This is a genomic window from Chitinophaga sp. (assembly GCF_039596155.1).
In the GTDB taxonomy this organism is placed as follows: domain Bacteria; phylum Bacteroidota; class Bacteroidia; order Chitinophagales; family Chitinophagaceae; genus Chitinophaga.
In genome coordinates, this window is sequence record NZ_JBCNKF010000010.1 from 169476 (window position 1) to 195289 (window position 25814).

Annotated in this window: 20 protein-coding genes; 13 read left to right on the plus strand and 7 right to left on the minus strand. The window is 43.9% G+C overall.

Annotated elements, in window-relative coordinates; all coding sequences use genetic code 11:
- Window positions 1–58: 58 nt before the first annotated feature.
- The 11 genes from ABDW33_RS12430 (at window position 59) to ABDW33_RS12480 (ending at window position 14578) form a co-directional block, all read left to right on the plus strand.
- Window positions 59–3016 carry a SusC/RagA family TonB-linked outer membrane protein gene (locus tag ABDW33_RS12430; protein WP_343690390.1) on the plus strand — a complete coding sequence of 986 codons (2958 nt, stop codon included), beginning with the start codon at window positions 59–61 and terminating at the stop codon, window positions 3014–3016.
- An 18-nt stretch (window positions 3017–3034) separates the two neighbouring features.
- The gene (locus tag ABDW33_RS12435; protein WP_343690391.1) at window positions 3035–4627 is read left to right on the plus strand and encodes a RagB/SusD family nutrient uptake outer membrane protein; all 1593 of its coding nucleotides are present in this window, start codon (window positions 3035–3037) and stop codon (window positions 4625–4627) included.
- Window positions 4628–4644: 17 nt separating this feature from the next.
- Window positions 4645–5676, plus strand: coding sequence for a SusE domain-containing protein (locus tag ABDW33_RS12440; protein WP_343690392.1), 1032 nt, complete (start codon window positions 4645–4647; stop codon window positions 5674–5676).
- 12 nt (window positions 5677–5688) lie between these two features.
- On the plus strand, window positions 5689–7536 hold the full coding sequence (locus tag ABDW33_RS12445; protein WP_343690393.1) for a glycoside hydrolase family 13 protein: 1848 nt from the start codon (window positions 5689–5691) through the stop codon (window positions 7534–7536).
- Window positions 7537–7558: 22 nt separating this feature from the next.
- Window positions 7559–8212 (plus strand): beta-phosphoglucomutase, encoded by a 654-nt coding sequence (gene pgmB / locus ABDW33_RS12450; RefSeq protein ID WP_343690394.1) that lies wholly within the window; start codon window positions 7559–7561, stop codon window positions 8210–8212.
- Window positions 8212–10503, plus strand: coding sequence for a glycoside hydrolase family 65 protein (locus ABDW33_RS12455; protein WP_343690395.1), 2292 nt, complete (start codon window positions 8212–8214; stop codon window positions 10501–10503). Before pgmB ends, ABDW33_RS12455 begins: the two co-directional genes overlap by 1 nt.
- A 96-nt stretch (window positions 10504–10599) precedes the next feature.
- On the plus strand, window positions 10600–11934 hold the full coding sequence (locus ABDW33_RS12460; RefSeq protein ID WP_343690396.1) for an MFS transporter: 1335 nt from the start codon (window positions 10600–10602) through the stop codon (window positions 11932–11934).
- Between the two features lie 289 nt (window positions 11935–12223).
- Complete coding sequence (locus tag ABDW33_RS12465; RefSeq protein WP_343690397.1) at window positions 12224–12619, plus strand: Gfo/Idh/MocA family oxidoreductase; 396 nt, start codon at window positions 12224–12226, stop codon at window positions 12617–12619.
- A gap of 188 nt (window positions 12620–12807) precedes the next feature.
- Window positions 12808–13203 (plus strand): type VI secretion system tube protein TssD, encoded by a 396-nt coding sequence (gene tssD, locus ABDW33_RS12470; protein ID WP_343690398.1) that lies wholly within the window; start codon window positions 12808–12810, stop codon window positions 13201–13203.
- Between the two features lie 15 nt (window positions 13204–13218).
- Window positions 13219–14040, plus strand: a complete 822-nt coding sequence (locus tag ABDW33_RS12475) for a L,D-transpeptidase (protein ID WP_343690399.1) — start codon at window positions 13219–13221, stop codon at window positions 14038–14040.
- Between the two features lies 1 nt (window position 14041).
- Window positions 14042–14578, plus strand: a complete 537-nt coding sequence (locus ABDW33_RS12480; RefSeq protein ID WP_343690400.1) for a hypothetical protein — start codon at window positions 14042–14044, stop codon at window positions 14576–14578.
- Window positions 14579–14784: 206 nt separating this feature from the next.
- On the opposite strand, the gene ABDW33_RS12485 is transcribed toward ABDW33_RS12480, so the two are convergent.
- Complete coding sequence (locus tag ABDW33_RS12485) at window positions 14785–15147, minus strand: hypothetical protein (protein WP_343690401.1); 363 nt, start codon at window positions 15145–15147, stop codon at window positions 14785–14787.
- Between the two features lie 90 nt (window positions 15148–15237).
- On the opposite strand from ABDW33_RS12485, the gene ABDW33_RS12490 reads away from it, so the two are divergent.
- Entirely contained in the window at window positions 15238–15711 is a 474-nt protein-coding gene (locus ABDW33_RS12490; protein WP_343690402.1) for a hypothetical protein, read from the plus strand.
- Between the two features lie 138 nt (window positions 15712–15849).
- Window positions 15850–16323 (plus strand): hypothetical protein, encoded by a 474-nt coding sequence (locus ABDW33_RS12495; protein ID WP_343690403.1) that lies wholly within the window; start codon window positions 15850–15852, stop codon window positions 16321–16323.
- 242 nt (window positions 16324–16565) lie between these two features.
- Here ABDW33_RS12495 and ABDW33_RS12500 read toward each other — a convergent pair whose 3' ends face one another.
- From ABDW33_RS12500 to ABDW33_RS12525, 6 genes are all read right to left on the minus strand, one after another.
- Window positions 16566–17096, minus strand: a complete 531-nt coding sequence (locus tag ABDW33_RS12500; protein WP_343690404.1) for a hypothetical protein — start codon at window positions 17094–17096, stop codon at window positions 16566–16568.
- A 71-nt stretch (window positions 17097–17167) separates the two neighbouring features.
- Window positions 17168–19816: a hypothetical protein gene (locus tag ABDW33_RS12505; protein WP_343690405.1), complete on the minus strand. Its 2649-nt coding sequence runs from the start codon at window positions 19814–19816 to the stop codon at window positions 17168–17170.
- A 12-nt stretch (window positions 19817–19828) separates the two neighbouring features.
- Complete coding sequence (locus tag ABDW33_RS12510) at window positions 19829–21391, minus strand: O-antigen ligase family protein (RefSeq protein ID WP_343690406.1); 1563 nt, start codon at window positions 21389–21391, stop codon at window positions 19829–19831.
- Window positions 21388–22341 (minus strand): signal peptidase I, encoded by a 954-nt coding sequence (lepB, locus tag ABDW33_RS12515; RefSeq protein WP_343690407.1) that lies wholly within the window; start codon window positions 22339–22341, stop codon window positions 21388–21390. Before lepB ends, ABDW33_RS12510 begins: the two co-directional genes overlap by 4 nt.
- A gap of 12 nt (window positions 22342–22353) precedes the next feature.
- The gene (locus ABDW33_RS12520; RefSeq protein ID WP_343690408.1) at window positions 22354–23124 is read right to left on the minus strand and encodes a GLPGLI family protein; all 771 of its coding nucleotides are present in this window, start codon (window positions 23122–23124) and stop codon (window positions 22354–22356) included.
- Window positions 23121–25814 carry an outer membrane beta-barrel protein gene (locus ABDW33_RS12525; RefSeq protein ID WP_343690409.1) on the minus strand — a complete coding sequence of 898 codons (2694 nt, stop codon included), beginning with the start codon at window positions 25812–25814 and terminating at the stop codon, window positions 23121–23123. Before ABDW33_RS12525 ends, ABDW33_RS12520 begins: the two co-directional genes overlap by 4 nt.

Sequence of the window (25814 nt, forward strand, 5' to 3'; positions counted from 1 at the left end):
CGCGCTGCATCAGGCAGTAGCGTATCAGCAATTCCTTGTCTTTAAAATGAAACGTTAAATGAAACGAACACACTTTACCCGGTTAGCGCTGCTGTTGTGTTTTATCCTGCTTACTGCAGGTGTATATGCCCAGTCAGGAAGTATCAGCGGAACCGTTACGGACGACGTGAATAGTCCGGCACCGGGGACTATCCTTTTCTTAAAAGGTAGCAGCAAAAATGCAGTAGCGGATAGTGTAGGTCATTACATTATTCATGGCATAAGTGCCGGTAGTTATGTACTGGTAGTAAGGATGGCCGGCTTTGAAGCACAGGAGAAAGCCATCACTGTAGGAAGTGAAAATGTAGTACTTAATATTCAACTGAAAACTGATACAAAAGGATTAAGCGAGGTGGTGGTAATTGGTTATGGTACACAAAAGAAGAGTGACCTTACCGGATCTGTCGCCCTCGTATCTACGAAAGATTTTAACAAAGGCCCGGCCTCTTCTCCTGAACAACTGATTACTGGTAAAGTACCCGGTGTGCTGATCACTTCCAATGGTGGTGCACCTGGTAGTGGTAGTACCATCCGTGTACGTGGCGGCGCTTCTCTGAATGCAACCAACGATCCGCTGGTAGTAATTGACGGTGTACCTGTAGAGAATGGAAATGTAAGCGGTTCTTCCAATGCATTGGCTATGGTGAACCCCAACGATATCGAATCATTCAGCGTGCTGAAAGATGCATCTGCAACCGCGATCTATGGTTCCCGTGCATCTAATGGTGTACTGATCATTACTACGAAGAAAGGTCGTGCGGGCGATAAATTGAAACTGGCTTTCAGCACCAACAATGCAGTATCTAAAGTCACCAGTTTCTCGCCGGTATTGTCTGCCGCAGAATTTACCGATGTTGTGAAAGCTCATGGTACCGATGCACAAATTGCCATGCTTGGTACTGATAATACTGACTGGCAGAAACAGATTTACCAGTCCGCTCTGAGCACTGACAATAACCTGAGTATCAGCGGATCCTGGAAGAAATTACCTTACCGTGTTTCTATCGGCAACCTTTACCAGGATGGTATTCTCAAAACCTCTAACCTGAAAAGAACTTCCGGTGCGGTGAATCTTTCTCCAAGTCTCTTTGACGATCACCTGAAAATTAACCTGAACCTTAAAGGTGCTGTGGCAGATAACCGCTTTGCTGACCCGGGAGCGATCAATGCAGCTGTGGCTTTTGATCCTACAAAACCAGTTTATTCCGGGAATGATAATTTCGGTGGTTACTATGAGTGGATGCAGAATGATGCTTTGTTCGCTTTGGCTACAAGAAACCCACTGGGTATGCTGAAACTGAAAAATGATGCATCTACAGTGAAGAGAAGTATCGGCAACTTACAGTTCGACTACAAGTTCCATTTTCTGCCTGATCTGCATGCGAATATGAACCTGGGGTATGATTACTCTAAAGGTACCGGTAATACTAATATCCCTGCTTATGCTGCATTGTCTTACTATAATGGTAAGGGTGGTTCTTACCATCACTACGAGCAGGAAAAACAGGATAAACTGTTTGACTTCTACCTGAACTATACCAAATCACTGAAGGCAATTAAGAGTTCAATCAATGCGACTGCTGGTTATTCATACCAGGATTTCATCACAACCACTCCTGCATTTGCAACACTGGATGGTGCTGGTGATACAACTACTGCGGCTGGTAACTACAGCAAATCTCAGCATACACTGGTGTCCTTCTTTGGTCGTTTGAATTATACATTCAATGAGAAGTACATGCTGACCGCTACCCTGCGTCGCGACGGTACTTCCCGCTTTGCGAAACACTGGGGTAACTTCCCTTCTGTCGCACTGGCATGGAGAATTAAGGATGAGAATTTCCTAAAGAATTCCAAAGTGCTTTCTGACCTGAAACTGAGACTGGGTTATGGTGTAACCGGTCAGGAAGATATCGGGCAGGATTATGCTGCTGTAAGCCGTTATACCTATGGTGATGCTGCTTCTTCCTATGAGCTGGGAGATACTTATTATAAAACACTGCGTGCAGCGGGGTATGACCAGAACATCAAGTGGGAACAAACTGCTACTTACAACATTGCCATGGATTATGGCTTCCTGAATAACAGGATCAATGGTAGTGTAGACTTCTATTACAAGAAAACAAGCGATCTGCTGGCAACTGTCACAGCTCCTGCAGGTACTAACCTTACAAACACCTTGTTCACGAACGTAGGTAGCCTGGAAAACAGGGGGGTGGAATTCATTGTGAATGCAACACCTATCATGACGAAGGACTTTACCTGGAATGCTGGTTTCAATATTACCTACAACCACAACAAGATCCTGTCTCTCTCCAAAGTGAAGAGTGATACAGCCGTAGGTTTCGCAACAGGTGGTATCTCCGGCGGTACGGGAAATACTATCCAGATCAATTCTACCGGTTATGCGATCAATTCCTTCTACGTATACAAACAGATCTACGATAAAAACGGGAAACCAATTGAAGGTTTATATGAAGACAGGAACGGCGATGGTGCGATTACTGCGGCAGATAAATACCGTTACAAATCACCCAATCCTACTTTATACCTGAGCTTCAATTCAAACTTCAATTACAAACAGTGGACTCTTGGTTTCAGTCTGCGTAGCAACATTGGTAACTACATCTATAACAACCAGGCTTCCAACTTCGGCAACTACAAGTCTTTCCAGAATGCGGCGTTCCTGGCAAATATGTCTTCCAGTGTGCTGAAAACAAATTTTGCCAATCCTCAGTACTGGTCTGACTACTACGTAGAGAATGGTTCATTTGTGCGCATGGATTACCTGAACCTTGCTTATGACTTTGGTCGTATCTGGCATCAGAAGCTGGGTGTGAGGGTAAATGCGAACGTACAAAACGTGTTCGTGATTACTAAATACAGTGGTCAGGACCCGGAAGTATTCAGCGGTATAGATGATAAGTTCTATCCACGTCCACGTGTGTATTCCCTGGGCGTTAACCTTGATTTTTAATTCACAAACAGGAACGTTATGAGCAGGAAATTCATATATAATACAATACTTGCCGGTGTGATGATATGGGGACTGGCAGCTTGTACAAAAGACCTGGACCGCACTCCTATTACGGAGGCAACAACGGCCAGCGTATATACCAACTTCAGTAACTACAAAAGTATCCTGGCCAAGCTGTACGCGGGGCTGGCTACTACAGGGCAAACCGGGCCAACTGGTACGCCCGATATCAGTGGTATTGACGAAGGTACTTCCAACTACATCCGTGCATATTTCCAGATGCAGGAATTACCTACTGACGAAGTGGTGATGGGATGGAATGATGGTACGATCCAGAACTTCCACAGGATGAACTGGACAGCGGATGACAACTTCATCACTGCGATGTTTGCTCGTCTTTTCTACCAGATCTCTCAATGTAATGAGTTTATCCGTCAGACATCTGATGCGAAACTGAGCAGCAATGGTATCAGTGGAAATGATGCTGAAACGGCCAGAACTTTCAGGGCAGAAGCCCGGTTCCTGCGTGCGCTGAGTTATTATCATGCCATGGACATGTTTGGGAACGTGCCTTTTTCTACTGATACGAACGAGGTATCTTACTATTATCCTAATCAGATTACCCGGGCACAACTCTTCACTTATATAGAATCAGAACTGAAAGCACTGGAAAGTCTGCTGCCTGATGCAGGTGCCAATGAATATGGTCGTGCAGACAAGGCTTGTGTATGGTTGCTGTTATCCAGGTTGTACCTGAATGCGCAGGTGTACACCGGTACTGATCGATATACAGACGCAATTACTTACAGTACGAAAGTGATTAACTCCGGTTACGCACTGGCATCCAGTTATGCGAACATGTTTAAGGCGGATAATAATGTGACATCCAAATCAGAGTTTTTGCTTGCTTCTAATTTCGATGGTACAAGAACCCAGACTTATGGGGGTACTACCTACCTGGTCTGCGCATCAATAGGCGGTACGATGAAACCTGCTGACCATGGTGTAAGCAGTGCCTGGGCAGGTTTACGTACTACCAGTGCTTTGGTGAAACTGTTCCCTGATGAAACCGGGGGTAAAGATAACCGCGCAATGTTCTATACCAGTGGACAAAATCTTGAGATCAATGATCTGACTGTATTCACAGATGGTTATGCCGTGACTAAATGGAGTAATAAAACATCTGCTGATGGTGCAGGTTCCAGTACAACATTTGTAGATACAGACTTTCCGCTATTACGCCTGCCGGAAGCATACCTGAACTATGCAGAAGCTGTGTTAAGAGGTGGTACAGGTGGTAATGCAGGGGATGCTTTGACATTTGTAAACAAAGTTCGCGAAAGAGCTTATGGCAATACAAGCGGTAACATTACCAGCGGTCAGCTGACCCTGCAATTCATATTGGATGAAAGAGGTCGTGAATTCTACTGGGAAGGTTATCGCAGAACAGACCTGATTCGTTATGGCTACTTTACAGGCAGCAGTTATGTCTGGCCCTGGAAAGGTGGTGTAGCGGCTGGTGTGGCAGTAGGTGATTATCGTACACTGTATCCGATTCCTGCTACAGAACTGGTGGCGAATCCTAACCTCAAACAGAACACTGGTTACTAATCAAAACATTATTCATCATGAAGTTCCGTTTCATATATATATACATCCTCAGTCTTAGTGTGCTGACTTTGTTTTCCTGTAAAAAGGATGGCAGCTTTACCCAGGTAAAGAATGGTACTACGCCTAAGTTTACTGCGACTGATTCAGTTTTTCTGTTTACTGAAGCAACTGCCACTGATGCAGCCGTTACCTATACCTGGACAGCTTCTGTGGATTGGGGGTACAAGTCGATTGTAACTTATTATCTACAGATAGATGAGAAAGGAAATGGATTTAAAAAAGCTACCAATGTGACGATGGGTACAGGTACGCTGACCAAAGCTTATACAGTAGCGGCGTTGAACCAGGTGATCAATAACATGGGACTGGCAGCAGGGCGTGAGCATGACCTCGTGATCCGTGTGAAAGCAGCGGTGGATGAAGTTGGAGATGAGGTATATTCAGACAGCATTTCGCTGACTGTAACTCCTTACTACGTGCCGAAGGTGTATACCTGCGTTTACCTGCCCGGAGGCTACGAAGGGTGGTCATTTGACAATGCAGGTCTGGATAGCATTGCCTCAGTGAAGAATGATGGTACCTATGAAGGTTACATGTATTTAACAGGTGCTACCGAATTTAAGATGACGAAAGGCAAGAGCTGGGATGTGAACTACGGAGATGGCGGCAGTGGTACGCTGGCTGCAGGTGGTGGTAACATCGCGGTTGCTGAAGGGGGGTACTACCGTCTGACGGCAGATCTGAACCAGTTGAAGTATACAATGACGAAGACAACCTGGAGTATTTCTGGCACTGCGGTATCAGGTGATGCAGCTATGACCTACAGTGCCACTACAGGTGTATGGTCTGTAACTGCTACAATGAGTAAAGGTACATTCTACTTCCGGGCGAATAATGCAGATGCCATTACGCTGAGTGATGTGAGCAACAATGGTACACTGGCCAGCGGTATAACAGGCGCAATTACGGTAGATGCACCAGGGACTTATATCATCACTATGAATATAAGTAACCCAGGTAACTATACATATTCTCTTAAAGCTCAATAATAGCACATTAGTATGAAACAGATTCGGTGGATCACTATGCTGCTGTTGATGGCAAGTACGTCAATGGCACAAATTCCCGGCCTGGAGCGCATAGAACCTGCCAACTGGTGGGTGAAGATGCAACAGCCCTTTTTACAACTGATTGTACATGGAAATAAGATCGCAGAAAGAGACGTCAAACTGGCATATCCCGGGGTAACACTCCTGAAGGTGAATAAAGTGGAAAACCCAAACTACCTGTTTCTCGATCTGAATATTGATCCATCCGCAGCCCCGGGTACATTCCCGATTAAATTCTCAAAGAAGGGCAGCAAGGATCTGGTTTTTGCATATGAACTGAAAGCCAGGAACACTGGTACGAAAGCACAGGGCCTCACTGCGGGCGATCTGATATATCTCATTATGCCGGATCGCTTCGCAAACGGGGACACGACGAATGATGTGATCAAAGGTATGCAGGAGACTACTTTGAACAGAGATTCCATGTATTACCGTCATGGCGGTGATATACAGGGTATCATTAATCACCTGGGATACCTGCAGGAACTGGGGGCGACAGCATTATGGATGACGCCGATGATTACCAACGATCAGCCACAGGCATCTTATCATGGTTACGCTGCTACAGAGCAATACCGTACAGACCCGCGCTATGGTACCAATGAATTGTATAAAACACTGGCTGATAGCCTGCACAAGCGCGGCATGAAGTTGGTGATGGATTTGGTACACAACCATATTGGCAGTCAGCACTGGACCATGAAAGATATGCCGATGAAAAACTGGGTACACCAGTGGCCGGAATTTACACGATCCAGTTTCAGGGCGCAGCCAGACTTTGATCCTTATGCATCTAAATATGATAAGGACATCATGACCAATGGCTGGTTCGATAATCACATGCCTGACCTGGATCAAAGTAATCCTTTTGTGTACAATTACTTTACACAAAGTCATATCTGGTGGATTGAGTATGCAGGTGTAGATGCATTCCGTTTGGATACTTATCCCTACAATGATGGTGAATTTATGGCTACATGGGGAAAGGCGATCAAGGATGCCTATCCAACTTTTACCTTCTTTGGGGAAGTATGGGTGAAAGGAGTAGCTGACCAGGTATATTTTACACAGGGTAAAACCGTGAATCAACATCTGGATACACAATTACCAGGTCTCACTGATTTTAATTCACTCTGGGCCATTACAGGTGCGATGAATGATAAAGCTGCCTGGGATGATGGTGCTGTGAAGTTGTATACTACGCTGGCATCAGATTATCAATACCAGGATCCTATGAGGAATGTAGTATTCCTTGATAACCATGACCTGAGCCGTTTTTACTCTGTAATAGGAGAGGACAAAGGAAAATACAAAGCCGCGTTGGCATGGTTGCTCACTACCCGTGGTATTCCCCAGTTGTACTACGGGAATGAGATCGGGATGAAGAATTTCAGTGCACCTGATGGATTGGTACGTGAAGATTTTAAAGGTGGCTGGAAGAATGATAAGGTGAATAAGTTCACCGCAGCAGGTCGTAATGAAGAGGAAAATGAGCTGCATGATTATGTGCAGAAGCTGGCTAACTACAGGAAGAATAATCCTGTGGTACAAACCGGTAAACTGATGCAATTCATTCCACAGAACAATGTTTACACCTTTTTCCGTTACAATGCTGACAAGACCGTGATGGTGGTATTGAATCCAAATAAGGATGCTGTCGCCATAGATGTGAGCAGATTCAAAGAAAGAACAGCTGGATTTTCCAGTGCGCACGATATAGTAACTGATAAAACCTATAGTCTTTCAGACAGCCTGCATGTACCGGCTACGACAACGCTGGTATTGGAACTCGCTCGCTGAGAATGCAATTTAAATGGATGATATGGACAGAATAGACGCATGTATTTTCGATCTTGACGGTGTGATTGTCGATACCGCAAAGTACCATTATAAAGCCTGGAAAAGGCTGGCAAATGAACTGGGGTTCGACTTTACAGAGGAACAAAATGAATTACTCAAAGGCCTTAGCCGTACCCGTTCTCTGGAAATTATTCTGGAGATAGGAAAGGTGCAGCTATCTGCAGAAGAGCAGGGGGTAATGGCGGCCCGCAAGAATGAATGGTATGTAGATATGATCCGTCATATGCAACCAGATGAAGTATTGCCGGGGGCCAGGGCATTCCTGGAAAGTCTGCGGCAGGCAGGGATAAAAACGGCACTGGGTTCAGCGAGTAAGAATGCGGGCACTATTCTCGACAAAGTTGGTTTGGCTGCCTTATTCGATGTGGTGGTGGATGGAAACTCTGTGACGGCGTCTAAACCAGATCCTGAAGTGTTCCTGAAAGGAGCTGCTGGTCTGCATGCAGATCCCGCTTACTGTGTGGTATTTGAAGATGCGGTAGCGGGTATACAGGCTGCGAAGGCGGGGGGTATGAAGGCAGTGGGCATCGGAGATGCTGCCGTGTTGAATGCAGCAGATATGATTGTCAGTGGCCTTGGAGAGATGAATCTCCAGCGATTAAAAAATTTGAAATAATGAAGCAGTATATAAAGGTAGATGAGTGGAATATCATCGAAGAAGGTTTTACACCGGGTTACAACAAAATCTCAGAAAGTATCTTCAGTCTGGGCAACGGGCGTATGGGGCAGCGTGGTAATTTTGAAGAGACTTATTCCGGCGAAAAGTTACAGGGTAGCTATGTAGCAGGAATTTACTATCCTGACAAGACACGTGTGGGGTGGTGGAAAAATGGCTACCCTGAATATTTTGCCAAGGTATTGAATGCAGCGAACTGGATTGGATTAGAGATAAGAATAGATGGGGAGGTGCTGGATTTACATCATGCGGAAGTGAGTGACTTCCGTCGTGTGTTGAATATGCAGGAAGGGTATCTTGAACGTACATTTACAGCGACTTTATCTTCAGGTAAGCGGGTGGCAGTTCGCGCTACGCGCTTTTGTAGTATAGTGGATGATGAGGCGGGTGCATTGCGGTATAGTATTACGCCACTGAACTTTGACGGGCAGATTGAAATAACTGCTTTTATAGATGGCGCGATTAGAAATCAGGATTCCAATTATGACGAGGGGTTCTGGGATCTGGTAGATGGTGATGTAAAAGACAATAGTGCTTATCTTACTTTACGTACCCGGAAGACAGGGTTTGATGTATGTACAGGTATGTTGTTCCATGTATATCAGGATGGACGCCAATTGGCATCAGCTGTTTCGGCTGTGGAGAAAGATAAATTTGTGGGAGGAAAGGTGACGGTGGCAGGATCAGAAAATCAGGAAACTGTAATCGTGAAATATGCGGCTAACCTGACTTCAGAGAATCACAGTCGGGAAGTGCTGGTCGCTGAGTGTGAGAAAGTAGTAGTAAAAGTGGCTGCCAAAGGGTTTGAAAAACTCCTGGAAGAGCAGGCGGCTGCATGGGCTGCCAAATGGCAGGAGAGTGATATCGTGATCACAGGAGATGTTGCTGCACAACAGGGTATTCGTTTTAATATTTTCCAGCTCAATCAGACTTACACTGGTGAAGATGCGCGATTAAATATTGGTCCGAAAGGTTTTACGGGTGAGAAGTATGGGGGATCTACTTATTGGGATACGGAAGCGTATTGTATACCTTTCTATCTGGCCACTGCGGATCAGCAGGTGGCGAGGAACCTGTTGGTGTATCGGTATAACCAGTTAGGCAAGGCCATTGAAAATGCGGAGAAGTTAGGGTTTAATAAAGGTGCTGCTTTATATCCGATGGTGACGATGAATGGAGAGGAGTGTCACAATGAGTGGGAGATCACCTTTGAGGAGATTCACAGGAATGCAGCAATAGCATTTGCGATCTTCAACTACATCCGTTATACAGGTGATGTGGCGTACCTGGCAGAATATGGCCTGGAGGTACTGATTGGTATTGCGCGTTTCTGGGCACAGCGGGTGAACTGGAGTGAAGCGCGTCAGCAATATGTGATGTTGGGTGTAACCGGGCCGAACGAGTACGAGAACAACGTCAACAATAACTGGTATACGAGTACCATGGCAACCTGGTGCCTGCAGTATACAATAGAGTCGCTAGGGCATATGAATGATGCGATCATTGCAAAGACTTCATTTGATGCTGGTACAGAAGTGGCGAAATGGCAACATATCATAGATAACATGTATTATCCTGAAGATGCGGAACGTAGTATTTTCCTGCAGCAGGATGGTTATCTGGATAAGGAACAGGTGCTGGTGAAAGAGCTGGATCCGTCACAAAGGCCATTGAATCAGAAGTGGAGCTGGGATAGGATTCTAAGAAGTTGTTTCATTAAGCAGGCAGATGTATTGCAGGGATTCTACTTCCTGGAAGACAGGTTCGACATGGATACGTTGCGTAGGAATTTTGACTTTTATGAGCCACGTACGGTACATGAGAGTTCATTGTCACCCTGTATCCATGCGATTCTCGCGGCAAAGCTGGGGGATGGGGAAAGAGCATATGAGTTTTACCTGCGTACTTCACGGCTGGATCTGGATGATTATAACAATGATACAGAAGATGGTTTGCACATCACTTCAATGGCAGGTACCTGGATGAGTGTAGTAGAAGGATTTGCCGGTATGCGTGTGCGAGACGGGCAGTTGCAGTTTACACCATTCCTGCCGGGTAAATGGGAGTCATTTGCATTCAGTATTCGTTTCAGAAGTAATGTTTTGAAGGTAGAGATCAATAAGCATCAGGTTGTGCTGGAGAATAAGAAAGGTGGTGATTTGGCTGTGAAGGTATATGATGGGACGTATGTTGTGAAGGCAGGGGCCGTTGTACAATTGAAAGTCAATTAAGATAATAATAAAGAGGATGTCTCAGCATCACAGAGAACCGTCTTCAACCACGGTAATTTACTTTTGAGACACTCTCTTGCAGAAAATATAAATTCCATGAAAGGGTTGACAAAACCACGTTTATCTGCGGCAAGGATCTGGAACATGAGCATGGGGTTTTTCGGAATACAGTTTGGTTTTGCATTACAGAATGGTAATGCTTCCCGTATTCTGCAGACCTATGGTGCAGAGGTAGAACATTTATCCCTCTTCTGGTTGGCGGCACCGGTGACCGGCATGATTGTACAGCCTATTATCGGGCATTATAGTGATCGTACCTGGAACAGGCTGGGGCGTCGCCGTCCTTATTTTTTGGTGGGTGCATTGTTGACAGCGCTTGCGTTAATACTGTTACCGAATTCGTCGATGCTGGCGTATTTGTTGCCACCAATGTTGATAGGAGCGGGGATGCTGACACTGATGGATGCTTCGATCAATGTTGCCATGGAACCTTTTCGTGCACTTGTATCTGATAACCTGCCGGATGAGCAGCGGAGCATGGGTTTTTCCGTTCAAACCTTTCTGATAGGTGCGGGTGCGGTGTTAGGGTCTTCATTGCCTTATCTGCTGGCGGAGTATTTGAATGTATCTAAGGTGGCGGCACCGGGTGTGGTACCTGATAATGTGATTTACTCTTTTTATATAGGTGCGGTGGTATTGATTGCCACAATACTCTGGTCAATCTTTACGAGTAGTGAATATAGTCCGGAGGAGTTTGCGCAGTTTAATCCCGTTGCGGAAGAGGGGAGTGCCCCTTCCGGGTTGGGTACAATTGTGAAGGACTTTGCGGCAATGCCATCGGCGATGCGGCAGTTAGGGTTAGTACAATTCTGTAGCTGGTTTGCTTTGTTCTCTATGTGGGTGTTTACCACACCTGCGGTAGCGCAGCATATCTATAAGGTGATGCCGGGGGATACTTCTTCATCCAGTTATGCGGATGCGGGAAATAAGGTAGGTTTCTTATTTAGTATTTACAGTGCAGTATCTGCGGTGTATTCACTGGTACTGCCTACGATAGCGCGTAGAACAAACCGTCGGGTGACACATGCTTTCTCTCTGATTGCGGGAGGGGGATCGCTCATCTCCATCTTTTTCATACAATCTCCCGATTTGCTGGTACTGCCTATGATTGGTATTGGCTTTGCATGGGGGAGTATTTTATCAACGCCTTATGCTATCCTGTCAGGTGTGATCCCTCCGCACAAGACGGGGGTGTATATGGGGATCTTTAATTTTTTTATCACATTTCCACAGATCGTGAATGGCTTGTTTGGTGGGCTAATCGTCAGGTATTGTTTCCATGATCAGCCTATCTATGCATTGGTAATGGGGGGTGTTTTTATGATAATAGCAGCGGTAGCGGTGTTGAATGTGAAGGAACAGGGGGCCTAGCACAATGACCTAAGTTTTGGCCGGTGGTTGCGTATGTAACTACCGGTTTTTTATTGCCTTCGAAAAAATATAGTACCCATTTTCTGCATTTTATAGGAAAAATGGCCAGATGCTGCCTGCTTTAAAAGGTGAAAAAAGACGCTCCCCAAAAAAACATTTTAATATTTGAATATATTTCTATTATAAATTTGCGCACCATTCCTTAAAAATAGTAATTCGAATTTTTGACCTCAATCCTGGAAAAGCCATTTAAGTAAACGATTTGAATAATTATCCCTATTAGTTGTAAATGTACAATCAAAAACGGAGAGAATTTTTCAGAAACGTCACATTGATCGTGCCCGCATTTGCAGTCATGCCGTCGTCTCTGTTCTCTAAAAATGTTCGTAGTGGCTTGCGTACGGGGACTATCGGCACTGGAACCTGGGGCCGCCAATATCTGTCTGCAGCACTTACCCTGAAAGATCTGACTATCACCGCAATATGTGATTCAGACGAAACTTCTGAAAGAGAAGGCCTACAATTGTTTAAAGGATCTAACAGTCCGCTTGTATTTGATTCATGGCAGGATTTGCTTGCCAGTGATCAGGTGGATGTTGTGATCATTGCTACTCCTGCGCATACCTATTATGCTATTGCCAAAGCAGCTATGCTGGCACCTTCTTACTATTGTAGAGTTATGTAATGTTTAATTATAATGAATCCCCTCAAATAATAACATTATTCATTTAAAATTGAAAAGCCTTCTTTAGCATGCTAAAAAGCAGCAAGGCAATTGACACGTCTTTATACCGAATTATTCATTAAATTCGTACTCACTTAACCCATAATCAACCCTGAAACATACCATATTAATTAAAAAACCTGTAGATTATGTCATTCAAATCTGTATTGCAAATAGATGGCGAAGAAATCAATGTACTGAACTGCCACTATTCATTTACCCAAAGCATTGATCATAATGGTAAACCTGCTGCGCGTCCTATAGGAGGTCTCGTTACCGTCACCCTGGAATCAGATGGCAGCACTGACCTGTTTGAATGGATGATCTCTAACACCAAAACCAAGAGTGGCAAGATTATATTTTATCGCCGTGATGCGCTTTCCAAGATGAAGGAACTCGCCTTTGAAGATGCCTACTGTATAGAATATCATGAAAGTTTTTCATCAAGAGGGGAGTTGCCAATGGAAATCCAGCTGACCTTATCTGCCAGGCAATTAAAACTAGGCGGTGCGACGTTCGATAATCCATGGCCGGCTACGGCATAACCTAAACTATTGCGTATGCCTACATTCCAATTTACCAGGTTACTTGAAGTAGATGCACGCGGGGGACTTTCAAAAGAAACTATTGCCAGGAACCCGGATAAGGCTGCCAGTCAACATACCCCTACACGAGCCGGGCGGTTTACGGTTCTAACTGTCGAAAAACATACCAGCGGAGGCCGTTGGCTATTTTCTACCATTCCCTGGGGTACCCCCATGAAGATGGCGAGTGATGCTGTTTACATTAATAAGAACGGTACATGGAAGAAACTAAGCGAGTTGAACCCTCAGTGGCTGGAGACGATTAAATTTAACTATCCAAAGAAGGAGTGGGAATTGCAATTAAAGAAAGTAATCCAGCGCTATTACGATAGAATGGCGTCCAGCTATGGTGCTGCACAACCTACCAGCTGGGTGTTCAATGATTTCGGGCATATCTCCGTTAAGTATTTCCGGGACAATAACAACGATGGCATCTATCAGAAGAACAAAGACGAGCTCATGAGCGATTTTATTCATACCACACCGCCGGATGAAGCGGCTACAGCCCTTGGTAACCGGCAGCGATCGCCTGTAAACATCAATCTGGCGTATTCTCATGGATGTATCCATGTTAAGCCAAATGATATTGACAGGTTGATCAGTATGGGGTATGTACGTAAAGGTATTATTATAGAAATCCATCCATATGCGGCAGTTGTCAATGCCCCGATATCATTTATGAGTAATACTGGCAAACCCCCACATGAACTCCACTTTTTCCCAACAAAAAGTGCAGATATGAACAGGATAGATGGTAGCGGTAAACTGGTTGTTTATAAAGTTTCAAAATTAGGTTGACATGAAGCATCTCCTGATCAATATTGCCTGCATGCTGTTGTTCATGTCTTGTGGCAACAGTAATACATCGGAACGTGGAGCAGTTGCTCCCGCCCTGAGCGTTAGCGAAAAGACATTTAGAATAGCAGATGCGCTTCCATTGCAGAGGGACAGTGCCACCGCTTTCCTGGCTGGTCTGTTCGTTCCGTCGGATAGTATGAAAGTGTCTACAGATGGAGACTTTACACGTTTTACAAGCCATGAAATCAGCCTGGTTATTAACAACCTGGATAGTATAGTGAATGATGTGGAAATATGGCCGGCTCCCGGTGCCAACCTGCATGTACCATTAAAGGAGCTGGAAGTCAGAATGGACAGCGCCTGGAAGGAATGGAATATGGAGCCTGGGATTAAAGAACCTCCACCGGGAGTGATGGGGTGGTATACAGATCAGCAACACCGGAAGAAGAAGGTGGAGGTGATGGGACCTTTCATCCTGGATCTGACACACGATTCTGCTATCAAAGAGATCAGGATTATTTCAAATGAGGGTCAATAAATTGCCTCATTATCCAGGGAAACAGTTAATTAGCAGGCAACCAGTTTAACTGTTGAGAATATATTAAGTCATTTTTCTGTTCGCCTCTGTCACTTGTGTTTTGAATTATCATGTAATACAGTAGTAGCGGCGCGATCAGATTGATACCTGCAAAAGCCGTAGGTGAGAGACGAACGGTAGCTGGATATTATCCGGCTACCGTTTTTTTATAGGTTTACAATCAGATGGCGTTGTATCCATCTGCATCGGATTTCAGGAGCATGCCCCCCCAATTCAGTATAGACAAAATAAAGGCCACCGTTTTGTTGGTATCGGTATATGGAGCATCCGTTAAATGGATAATATTGCAATGCAATAGGCGCATCCGGCTGCCAGTACTGGTCTTTATATACTTCGTAGACGTCAGTCCCATCTTCAATGTCAATTTCCCCTATCAACACCAGTTGTTCCTGGTCTGCTTTATCCAATTTAGTACATGCGCGGTATTTAACGTGAATCGGGTCGTTGAGTTCAACGGTAGAATCGTCTGGGAGGAAATTTATCAGTGCTGTCGGATGGTTTATTTTCATATTGTGAGAATAATTGCTGTAACTTATTTACGCTGCGCTTCGTTTTACGCAATATAGCATACCATTTAACTTATAACAAGCAATCCCATTATGAAAAAAACGCTACTGTTATCATTACTGGCAGTCATGAGCCTGTGCGCTGCCTGTAAAAAACATAAACAGACTGATCCCTGTATCGGCTTATACGCCCGGATTGCGCCTGCACAGGTAGGAATCGTGGTTCTGGATAAGGAAACAGGCGAGAATATACTGTTAGCAAAAAACATTGATCCTGCAAAGGTTACTGTTGCTCCCACAGAGAGGGTCTATTTCGTAACGACCGCCACCTCAAATCTGTATGGTTCACTCGTGTTTCATATAGCAGATACTTCCAAAGGTGCGTTTAGTTACAATGTCAATATCCCGGAAGTTGCCACCTTTACCCTTAAATATACCAATGATGAAAAGGAAACAGGAAATGTATGCAATCCAACCGCTATCGTTGTGAATAATCCAACCGTTGGAGAATATCCATATACAACGACAAAGGAAGGAACCGTGTTTATCATTACAATAAAGATATAATACAGCTATTTACGTCCAGGTTATATATTATTATCAGCGTATGAAATTTAGAAGGCCGGTTAAGACTGTGATGTATTTCCCTGCAATGGAGTTTGATCAAAAGTAAACATTTCATTTAACCTATAATAAGCACTCTCAATGAAAAAGATGCTGCTCATATTGCTGCTGGCTGTAGTCAGCATGTGCTCTGCCTGCGATAAATCTAAACAGGCTGATCCCTGTAATGGATTTGCATGGTTAACAGCGCCAGTGAAGGTCGGAATTATTTTAAAGGATAAAGTGACGGGTGAGAATTTTTTCCTATCAAGAAATATTGATGTCTCAAAAATCACTATTACGCCAGCAGAGACATTGACTATTCAAACAAACAGGAATCCGGATACGTATGGTGCTTTATCATTTCTTGCAGAGCAAACAAAAAAAGGTGATATCAAATACACCATTAATATTCCTGAGGTGGGGGCGCTCAACCTTTCACATACGAATGTAGAAAAAGCAACAGGCACTCCGTGTCATCCGAGTATGATAATTGTGGGAGAACCTGTTATAGAAGGATATTCATATACAGTAGAAAATAAGGACACCTATTATATAATTACGGTTAAAATGTAACCGGATAAAATAATGGTCCTGATTTTAAATGTAATTGAATTTTACGAAAAAGTGTATACATGCAGCCCTATGGATCACCGATAATGAGCGCTGACCTATTGGAGTCAGGACATGCCTCGGTTGGAAGAAAATTGCTTTATAGAAATGAATGTGCCGGCTTGTAACCGGCAGTATTATGCATGTGCTCTTCAGCACTGGCTAGCTTTTACCTGGCCGGTGCTGAATTTTGATTTTGTACATCTTTATCGCTTCAGTCCCCAGCGTTGATAATACCGGTTAAGCTCCTTAACAGACGTAATCCGCAGTAGCGGCACGCCAGATTGCTCAATAATCGCTTTGCTTTTCAGGCGTTTTTGCGGATAGGTAAATAACATGTAATGGATCAATGTAAAGCTAAAATCCTGCGTAGCATCGGCCAATCGGCCTGGGCGATTGGGATCGTTCTTTAGCGACCGGCCAATATAGCGGATTATGCATCCCCAGATGTCAAAGTCGAGCCATATCAATGTAGTGGCGCGCGCAAAACGCTGGGGCATGCTAAAACTGTAATTCCCTTCCATTATCCAGCGATCCTGTTTTATAAAGGTGTCATGCTCGTCTACCCAGTCGATATTGGCCCGGGGTACCCAGTTAGTGCCTGCGACATGTGCCAGCTGATCGAGGTGGCAAACCGGGACATTGAGTTTTTTGCCGAGCTTTTGTGCCAGGGTAGATTTGCCGCTGTTGCTAGGCCCCATAATGCAGATCCGTTCTCCAAGCTGTGTTAATTCCATAGAAGATTTGCCGTTTAGCATCGTAAAAATAGCAGATAAGGATTGCTTGTCGGGCCTGACCGACAAGCATATCACCACATCACCTGCCTTCCCTTTTCATCCAACGTAAACACCCTTTGCTGTTTTCCCTTCGTCTTGTCCTTCAACAGGAACAAAGCCCCTTTAGGCAAATTGCTATAGACCAGCGAATCCTGTTGGGCTACTACTTCCCCCAATGATGTCCACCCCTTATTATCCCAGTATAACAACTCATAACTATCTCCCGTTTCCACGCAATTCCCATCACTTCTCGGAACAAATCTTATCCTACCCAGTGCCTGTGGCGTATTCAAAGCTATCCCCACCCAGCTCTCCAACCTTGATTTACCATCATAATAGGTCAGTATATTATTGTCAAACACATTCTCCCGCCCGTTTCCCAGTGCCTTATAGCTCCCTTCATTCCCAATCACTTTTCCCTGCAATTCATGATCATCCTTTCCATAAAACTTCATTTCACCTAAATTCCCGTAATTATATGGTACACTCCAGAACCGGTAGTACTTATACATCTTTTGATCACTGACCCTAACATTATAATAAACCGGTTTGATCTTCTCCTTAATCGTATAGAACGTCACCGCATCTGAAAAATCTTCTTTATTGGCACCCTGAAAATTTCCCCCCTTCAGCCTAAAGTCCATAAAATGGTTGGCCGGCCACCAGTACTTCCTGGTCAGCACTGCCTGCTGCTTCTTTTCAGGATTCACTGAAATATAGGCAATACTGCTATCTTTCACCACAAATGGTTTCCCAATGGGTGTATATTTCTTGTCAAATAGCATAGGCATATACAGGGCATTTAACCCAACATCCTTAAATATTGCCTTGCCATCCCTGATCTCTCCCCAACCCACTGGTAGCCATTTGGCATCATCCCATACACATAAATATACATGTTGTCTATCCACCGGTTGAAAGACTGGCACAGATATCGTGCGCGTATTAAAATACTCCCGGGTTACATCCTTCATATATGGATTATCAAACTCCGCCGGTATTATCTCATGTGGGTATTTATTTAAAGCCAGTGAAGTAGGTTCCGTCTTAAATGTCCTTCTATAGATCTTCGCAATGGGAGAGTCTGGTTTTCCTGTGCCCGGTTTTGTATCCAACTGGTAGTAGATCGTTTCACCATTGCTGCCAATGATCGCATTCCAGTCATGGCCCATGTCCTTAAAAGGACGCTGTGGATTGACCTCACTTACAGCCGGTATACCCAATGAGCGCAGAATATATACCAGGTAATGTGACTGCTCACGACAATCACCCATATGTATCTTCAATATTTCATCTGCCGGCAAAGCAGGAAAATAATTACCGAAGAACATCCATTGAAAATTGATCGCATCTTTCACCCTACATGCATACTCCAATGGGGTATTTTGAGGCACATGGGTTTTCGGATCGAACTTTATACGGGTACCTACCTGCTTAACATGCCACTGCTGAGATGGCAATCCTTTATATTCCCTGTTTGCTCTTAAATGCCCGTTTTCCGCAAACTCCAGGCACTTTCCATTGACCTTACTGATGACTTTATAATGTTCGCCATCCACACCTGAAATAAACCACTGTTGATTATCCTTTCCTGTAAATGCCTCCATCTTCGATGTATCTTGGCTATAGTAAGGATTCCATCGCAACCCAAGGGCCTGCAATGAGTCCCTCAATACAAAGAAACCATAATCAATGTTCTGCATATTCAACACTTTTTTCCCTGCTACCCCCTGACCATTCCATGCATTAGTGATCATATAATGACCTCCATCTGTCAGCCCGTTCCTATGAAAATCCTCTATTGGAATAATATCAATATAATCCAGTCCAATCGGCTGATTCCGCACGCTGATCTCAATTGTATTATCGCCTTCTTCAAAAGCCTTCCTGATCCGCCACTGATTATTGGGATAACAATAGATGCTGCCGGATGCACTTAAAGCATGTACAACCGTATCTTTCTTATTGAATACCATTACCACTTCGGCTGAATCCTGCCCGCTGGTATACTGGATCCTGATCCATTTTTCCCCGGGTTTGTCTATCTGTACATGATTAAAGACGACACTGTTTTTTCCTGGTTCCAGCTTCACCATTGTCGTACTATCCCAATCCAGCATAGATAAGTATTGTGTAGTATCCTTACAATAATCCACTGCTTTATACACAGTACCTCCCGCAAAAAATACCTCTTTGAAGATTCCCGAGAATGCCTCGTTAAAAGGGCGGACCCAATTGCTATATCGCTCATTCTCTATCCTGTAAGGTAATACGTATTCACAGAACAGATCGAAGCTATAATCCTTCCTCCATGGCACTTTTTCCCACACACTGTAAATATTTTCAATATGGTCGATCAGGTATTTTGCTGTGACCGTGCTATCATCTTTCTCCATTGAAAAAGTATCGCCCACGGCATGCACCTTCATCAGGTCTGTAATAGCCTTATTTCTTTTGTTTTCAACATACCCGGATACCTCATGCAATACTTTTACGTATTTGCCATAGTTAGGGCCAGATAAACTATAATGCCCTTTCATATTGACCAGCAGGTACCTGGCAGCCTGTAGCTTCTCGGGGTTATGTTGCTGCTCAAAGTAACTAATCACTTCCTCTTCTACACTCCGGTGCTTACATGATGATAACAGCACCACAAGAAGGATTAACAAAGGAATTTTCATAAGGGGAATTTTTTATTGACTACAATGATGATCGTAATAGTGTTTCGCAGAGTCCAATATCTCCCGCACAGCTGATGAGTATACTTTCATATCTTTATGCAATATAATGTCAGCACGCTCACAGGCTTTCCTGTCTTCATGAGTCTTTGTATACAGCTCCAATAACAGGAATTCTGTAAAGAAACGGTTGGGCACCATACATAAAGCCTGCTTATAATGCTTTTCTGCATCGGCAAACTGTTTTTTTTGCAAGCTGATGATCCCCAGGTTTGTCTCAATCACCGTGTTGTTTAAATACGTCTGGCTTTGCCTCATATATGCCGCTGCCTCATCCAGTGAATCTACCAGCATATAGCTCTTCCCTGTTTCAGACAGGAACTCGCCATTCTGCTTCATCACAGGCGTGGCTTTTCTGGCATAGTCAAGACTACGGTGTATCTGCTGCTGCCCGAAAGCTACCTTTGCCTTTCCCCAGTAGTAATAGCCACATTGCAATGGCAGTATCCATATTATCATGCCAATGGCGGGTACTATCAGCACAAGGGGAGGTATCCTGCCCTGATATACCCGCTTATCCAGCCTGGATAATAATGCTAATCCTACTACCCCCACCACCTTCAGTGATAATATGAAATGAGGATAGTAAAACAATCCTGCAATCACATACGCCAACACAATTCCCTGCCCAGCCCATAATAAACGCTTTCCCCGCCTGATACTAAAGCAGCAATACAGCAATGCCAGTACACCGATACCTCCGATAATACCCAGTTCAGCGGTCGCTTGCAATAGATCATTAAAAGCATAATACACATTGTCTGCCAGTTGCCGTTCCTCATTACTACCCCTCGCTGCCAGGTAAGCTCCCTGGTAGTTCATATACTTTGCAGCAAACCGGTCATATCCCACACCCCATACCGGCTGCTGACCAATCATATCCATCGTTACTTTCCATATCAGCATCCTGCCATCAGCAGAATCCTTTTTTATAAAATAGGTGCCTGTCAATATTACCATCCCAATCATCAACACCCATATTCGCCTGGATAGAAATAGAAACAGACCGACTACCACGCAGATGATCCAGGCCGTCCTGTTGTAAGTCACTGGCAGCACAATAACAGCCAATACCACATTCACCCATGGAATGAACTGATACCGCTTCCCCTTGAAGAATAATAATAACACTATAGATATACACACAGTACATGCTATAAAAGCAGCAAACGCACCCAGGTTGAAAAAATGTCCTGTTAACTTAAACTGTCCTTCAGCAGGTAATACATCATACAACTGTAATAACCCATATGAAGACTCAATAATACCACATACAACGATGCCATAAAACATATAGATGAAGAAACGTAAAGGGGCTCTCCTTAAGAGTACATAGCATCCTGACAGTGCCATCACATCTACAAGCCGCAAGGTGAGCCGCAATTCACTCCTGATGATGACATACATTACCAGCAATGAGAAGATCACGTCAATCCTCGTTAAGGCAAACCGGCCGTTCCACTTTAAACAGCGGAACATGAATAATAAAGCGATACCTTCCGCAAATAAAAAGTTCATAATACTTTTTTAAATAAACGGTTCCAGATAAATCCGTTATCACCATAAGAATACAATACAATGACTGTCTTCCCCACTATATGCTGTTCCGGTATAAAACCCAGATATCGCGAATCTTCAGAGTAAGGACGGTTATCTCCCATCATAAAATAATGACCATGTGGAACAATGAGTGGCCCCATATTATTGATTGTCCATACACCGGGCTGGAAGTAAGGTGTTTTTCCCTGCAGTAACTTATTGGGCAGCCGTTCCACTTCTATCGCATCACCGGACAACTGGGACCTGGCAATATTGGCAATGACCACATTTGAATCAATATTCACGGAGTCTATAGCAGATTCAGGAATTATTGACACCGCTTTCTTTACTCCCGACCTGTCACGAAACCGCTCCCTGTATTGCTGGTATCCATCCCTGGGAAAGCCTGACAGCTGGTTGTTGATATACACAGAATCATTGTTAATCCTGACAGTATCCAGCGGCAATCCCACACATCGCTTTACAACAAAATACCCTGGGAACAATTCATAGATGAATACGTCATTCCGCCTGATCTTTTCATAACCACGCTTCCTGTCCACGACGTCTTTATGTTGACCCTTGTGAAAAAGTTTTACCCATGAAATATCTTCCGGTTGTAAACTGATAGGCCCATATGCGAGCTTATTCACCAGCAGTACATCCCCCTTCAGGATGGTGCCTTCCATAGAACCGCTATTCACCTGGAAGATGTCAAATACAAACAGTTTGCAGATAAGTACATATACGAGTACCAGTACCAGCCTGCATATAAAGCGCATCGCAGGCTTCCGGCGAAATATATATTCACAGCCCAGTATGATGGTAAATGGAATGGCAAGCATACCCGACAACCAGTATAAACCAACACATACCGGTATGAGTAGTCCCGCAAGGAGTAATGCATAGGCAATAAACAATGATTTCATTTATATCATTAATTACATAGCGATAAAAAATTTCATCCATGAATAGTTCAGTCTAAACTGGGCCAACATCTTCTTTATTTGGGCCAGGAAAGTAGCATGCGTCAATACATCTTCCCTGGATTGTTCGGGTAACGTCAACGTAGTCATAGCTTCTTCCTGCACCTGCTGCGCAAATATCGTGATGTGCTCATGAGGGATAGCTACACCTAATATCATACCCGGCAATCCGTTAAATGACTCCGGCCCTCCTTTTGTCAGGATATCATCGGCATACCAGGCGATCACATATATAGAATCAGCTATTAAAGCATTTGCCCGCCTGCATTGGTGACCTGCTATATCACGCATTTCTTCGGTCAGTTTCCACCGTATATGTCGCATCGTATCCTTTACATAGAAAGTCTTATCAAATGCCTGTCTGACCGTAAAGGATTCTCTGGAAGTGAGGTTATTCAACACCTTGTTTTTGTATGCTACGGGGACGTAAAAATCGTCCGGGTATTTCAAATTAGGGTCCTGTGGCTGATATAGGGTATGTGTCGAGTCAAACCGTAATTCAAAATAACTGGTCCAGAACTGTGCAGCACCCGCCCTGAACGCCTGCATGTAATTATAAATGTCATTTGCCGGTAAGCCACTTGTTTCCCTGACAAAGTTTTCAACTGCTGTATACTTATTTACACTTCGCTCAAACAGGATCTTACCACTCCGCATAAAAGAGGAATGCTGTGCAGAAAGCTGAACAGATAATAAGAGCGAAACTGTTAAAAAGAAATACCTCATTGCGCTATTGTTTTAAACCGGGTAAAACTCCACGTTGCGCCAATCATAAAATAACGTTGTATAGTGGTATACCGCTCTTCTGAGAAGAATGTATTAGTTGCCGTCCTGGAATAACCATTGTTCTCATTTAATATATCGTTACAGGATATTTTAACCGTCAGCTGATCATTTTTCAAAAATGTCCTGCCAATCCATGCATTCCAGATCACCCGGCTGAAATTGTCACTGAAAGCCTGTGATTTTTCCTGCCATAAATAATTCACATCAGTATGCAGCTGAAATCGCTTCATGAAGTAGATATCCAACGTAGGCTTAGCTTCCATAAACCAGTAGTTATTCTTGCTATCCGGTTGCAGGGAAGACTGATTCATCGTATACCCGGCACGCCCCATCAGGTACATGCTATAAACCTTTACTTTAGATCCGAATAGCTCAATGCCGGCACTGTAGCTGGAGTAACGCAATTTGTTCACCCTGTCATTTATCAAACTATAAGCAGTACCACCATCTCCAAATAATGCAAATACAGTTTGTACATTTATTATCTTTTTTGAGAAGTAAGCAGTGCCATTATAGTTACTATTAGTATACCCACTGATATTAACATACTGATAAATGTATTCTCCTGCAGAAGTAACATGCAGGTCCTGCACAATAGGACGGCTATTCAAGGTGATGTTGCCGCTGATACCAGTATAAGTATTAGCAGATACCTGTGAAGAATTGTAACCCGCACCTATGATATGTGTAAAACTGTTATTGAGTCCGGGATTCCTTAGCCAGGTCACCAGCTGACTATTATTATAAGCCATCGGTAATAGCTGAGTTTTTTCAGGCGTGGTGCTGTTGCCCGTATAGCTGACATTGATCACGTTGTACGGCTTAATGGTGTATTGCATACTGGCATTGGGATGCCAGTTCAGGAATTGTCGCTTTAAGTGTATAGGGTCCAGTTCCTCGGTTATATTCATCCGCATGGCCTGGATATTATTACCGGCTTTGATAATCAATCTGGCAGTAGAAAAATTGAGTGCTACACCTGCCTGATGCGACCAGACATCGCTTGTTCTTTTTGTACTAAACCGGGTATTTTCATTTTTATCAGGGTCCAGTGATCGCTTATCATCATTACTGTAGCTGTTGCCTCCTTCGTAATTGAACACGATATGCAGTTGCTTTGACAGGGGAGAAGTAAAATATGCTTTGAGTGTATGGGTACGCCAGTCATCATTCATATACCTTTTCAGATCCAGTATAGTAGTACTGTCTGGCAGGTTATTGTTACCATAGAAAGTACTGATAGAATAGTTCGCACCACTTGCACGATCATTGGAGAAATTATTGTCGAAATAAAGGGAAACAGTGCTGCCTGCCTTTAACCTTTTTTCCAGCGATACATTGGCTGTATACGACTGGGAATGGTAGTCATTATGATCCCTGGTCCGGTTGTCATAAAAAGAAGAACTATCTTCTTTCAGATTTGTATTTGAACCCTCACTATTGGAAGTCTGGTCCAGGACCACACCATTTACATAGGAGGCAAGTGTTGCAGTCGAATCTATCCGGTATACATACTTCCCATTGCCGGCGTGGCGAATGGAGCTGTTATCAAATTTATTGTAAGTATTACCCAGGATCAACCCCGTTGGCAGATTGTTTTGTGATATTATCCTATCCTCACCATTTACCTTCATGAGGTTATAGGTATAATTGCCATTGAAGGAAGTGCCGTTATCATTCCAGGCATTATCATAATGGGCGCCCATGCTGGTAGCTGTTGGCAATCCTTTGCCGGTATAAGTCCCGTTATCGTTATCTCCCGATCCTATCTTTTGTTTATCAGCACTGCCTAAGCCCGTCCTGCCAATGTTGCCGGTAGTGGCAAATACTGCCATTTTACGCTTTTTATTAAAAGCATTGAACATACCCTGTGCATCATAATGTTCGTCAGTTCCTGCACCTGCATCCATTTTCCCAAATATGCCATGATTCTTATCTTCTTTAATTTTAAGATTAATCGTTTTATCCTTCACCCCGTCATCTATTCCTGTGAATACAGCTGCATCAGATCGTTTATCATATACCTGCACTTTGCTGATCATATCTGCACGCAGGTTCCGTGTTACAAGCGTAGGGTCATCACTGAAAAACTCTTCTCCATCTACCAGTACCTTTTTTACTTTTTGGCCCTGCGCCGTAATATTTCCAAATTGATCGATCTGCAGACCGGGTAGCTGCCGCAACAGGTCCTCTACATTTGCATTGGGTTGTACCTTAAAACTATCCGCTACATATTCCGTCGTATCCCCGATGATCCTGATACTGGCAACCTTTGCCTTTACCACGATTTCTTTCAGCAATCGCTCCCTTTTAAAGAGGTTGACTGTACCTATATCCGGATGACTGGCATCTACCCGGTACCAATACCCTACATAGCCGGGATAAGAAAAATACAATAAATACATTGACGTATCTTTTACTCCGTTGAAAATAAAACGACCGTCCTGGTCAGCACGAGTATCTGCCACGATAAATGAGTCTTTTGCATGCAACAATATGACCGATCCGTTATAGAGCGGACGGTGTAAACCTGTATCCTGCAATACACCAGTTATCGCAAAGGACTGTCCCATGACCTGCACAGAAATAAAGAGAATAGACATATATATCAGCAGGCACCTTCCTGGCAT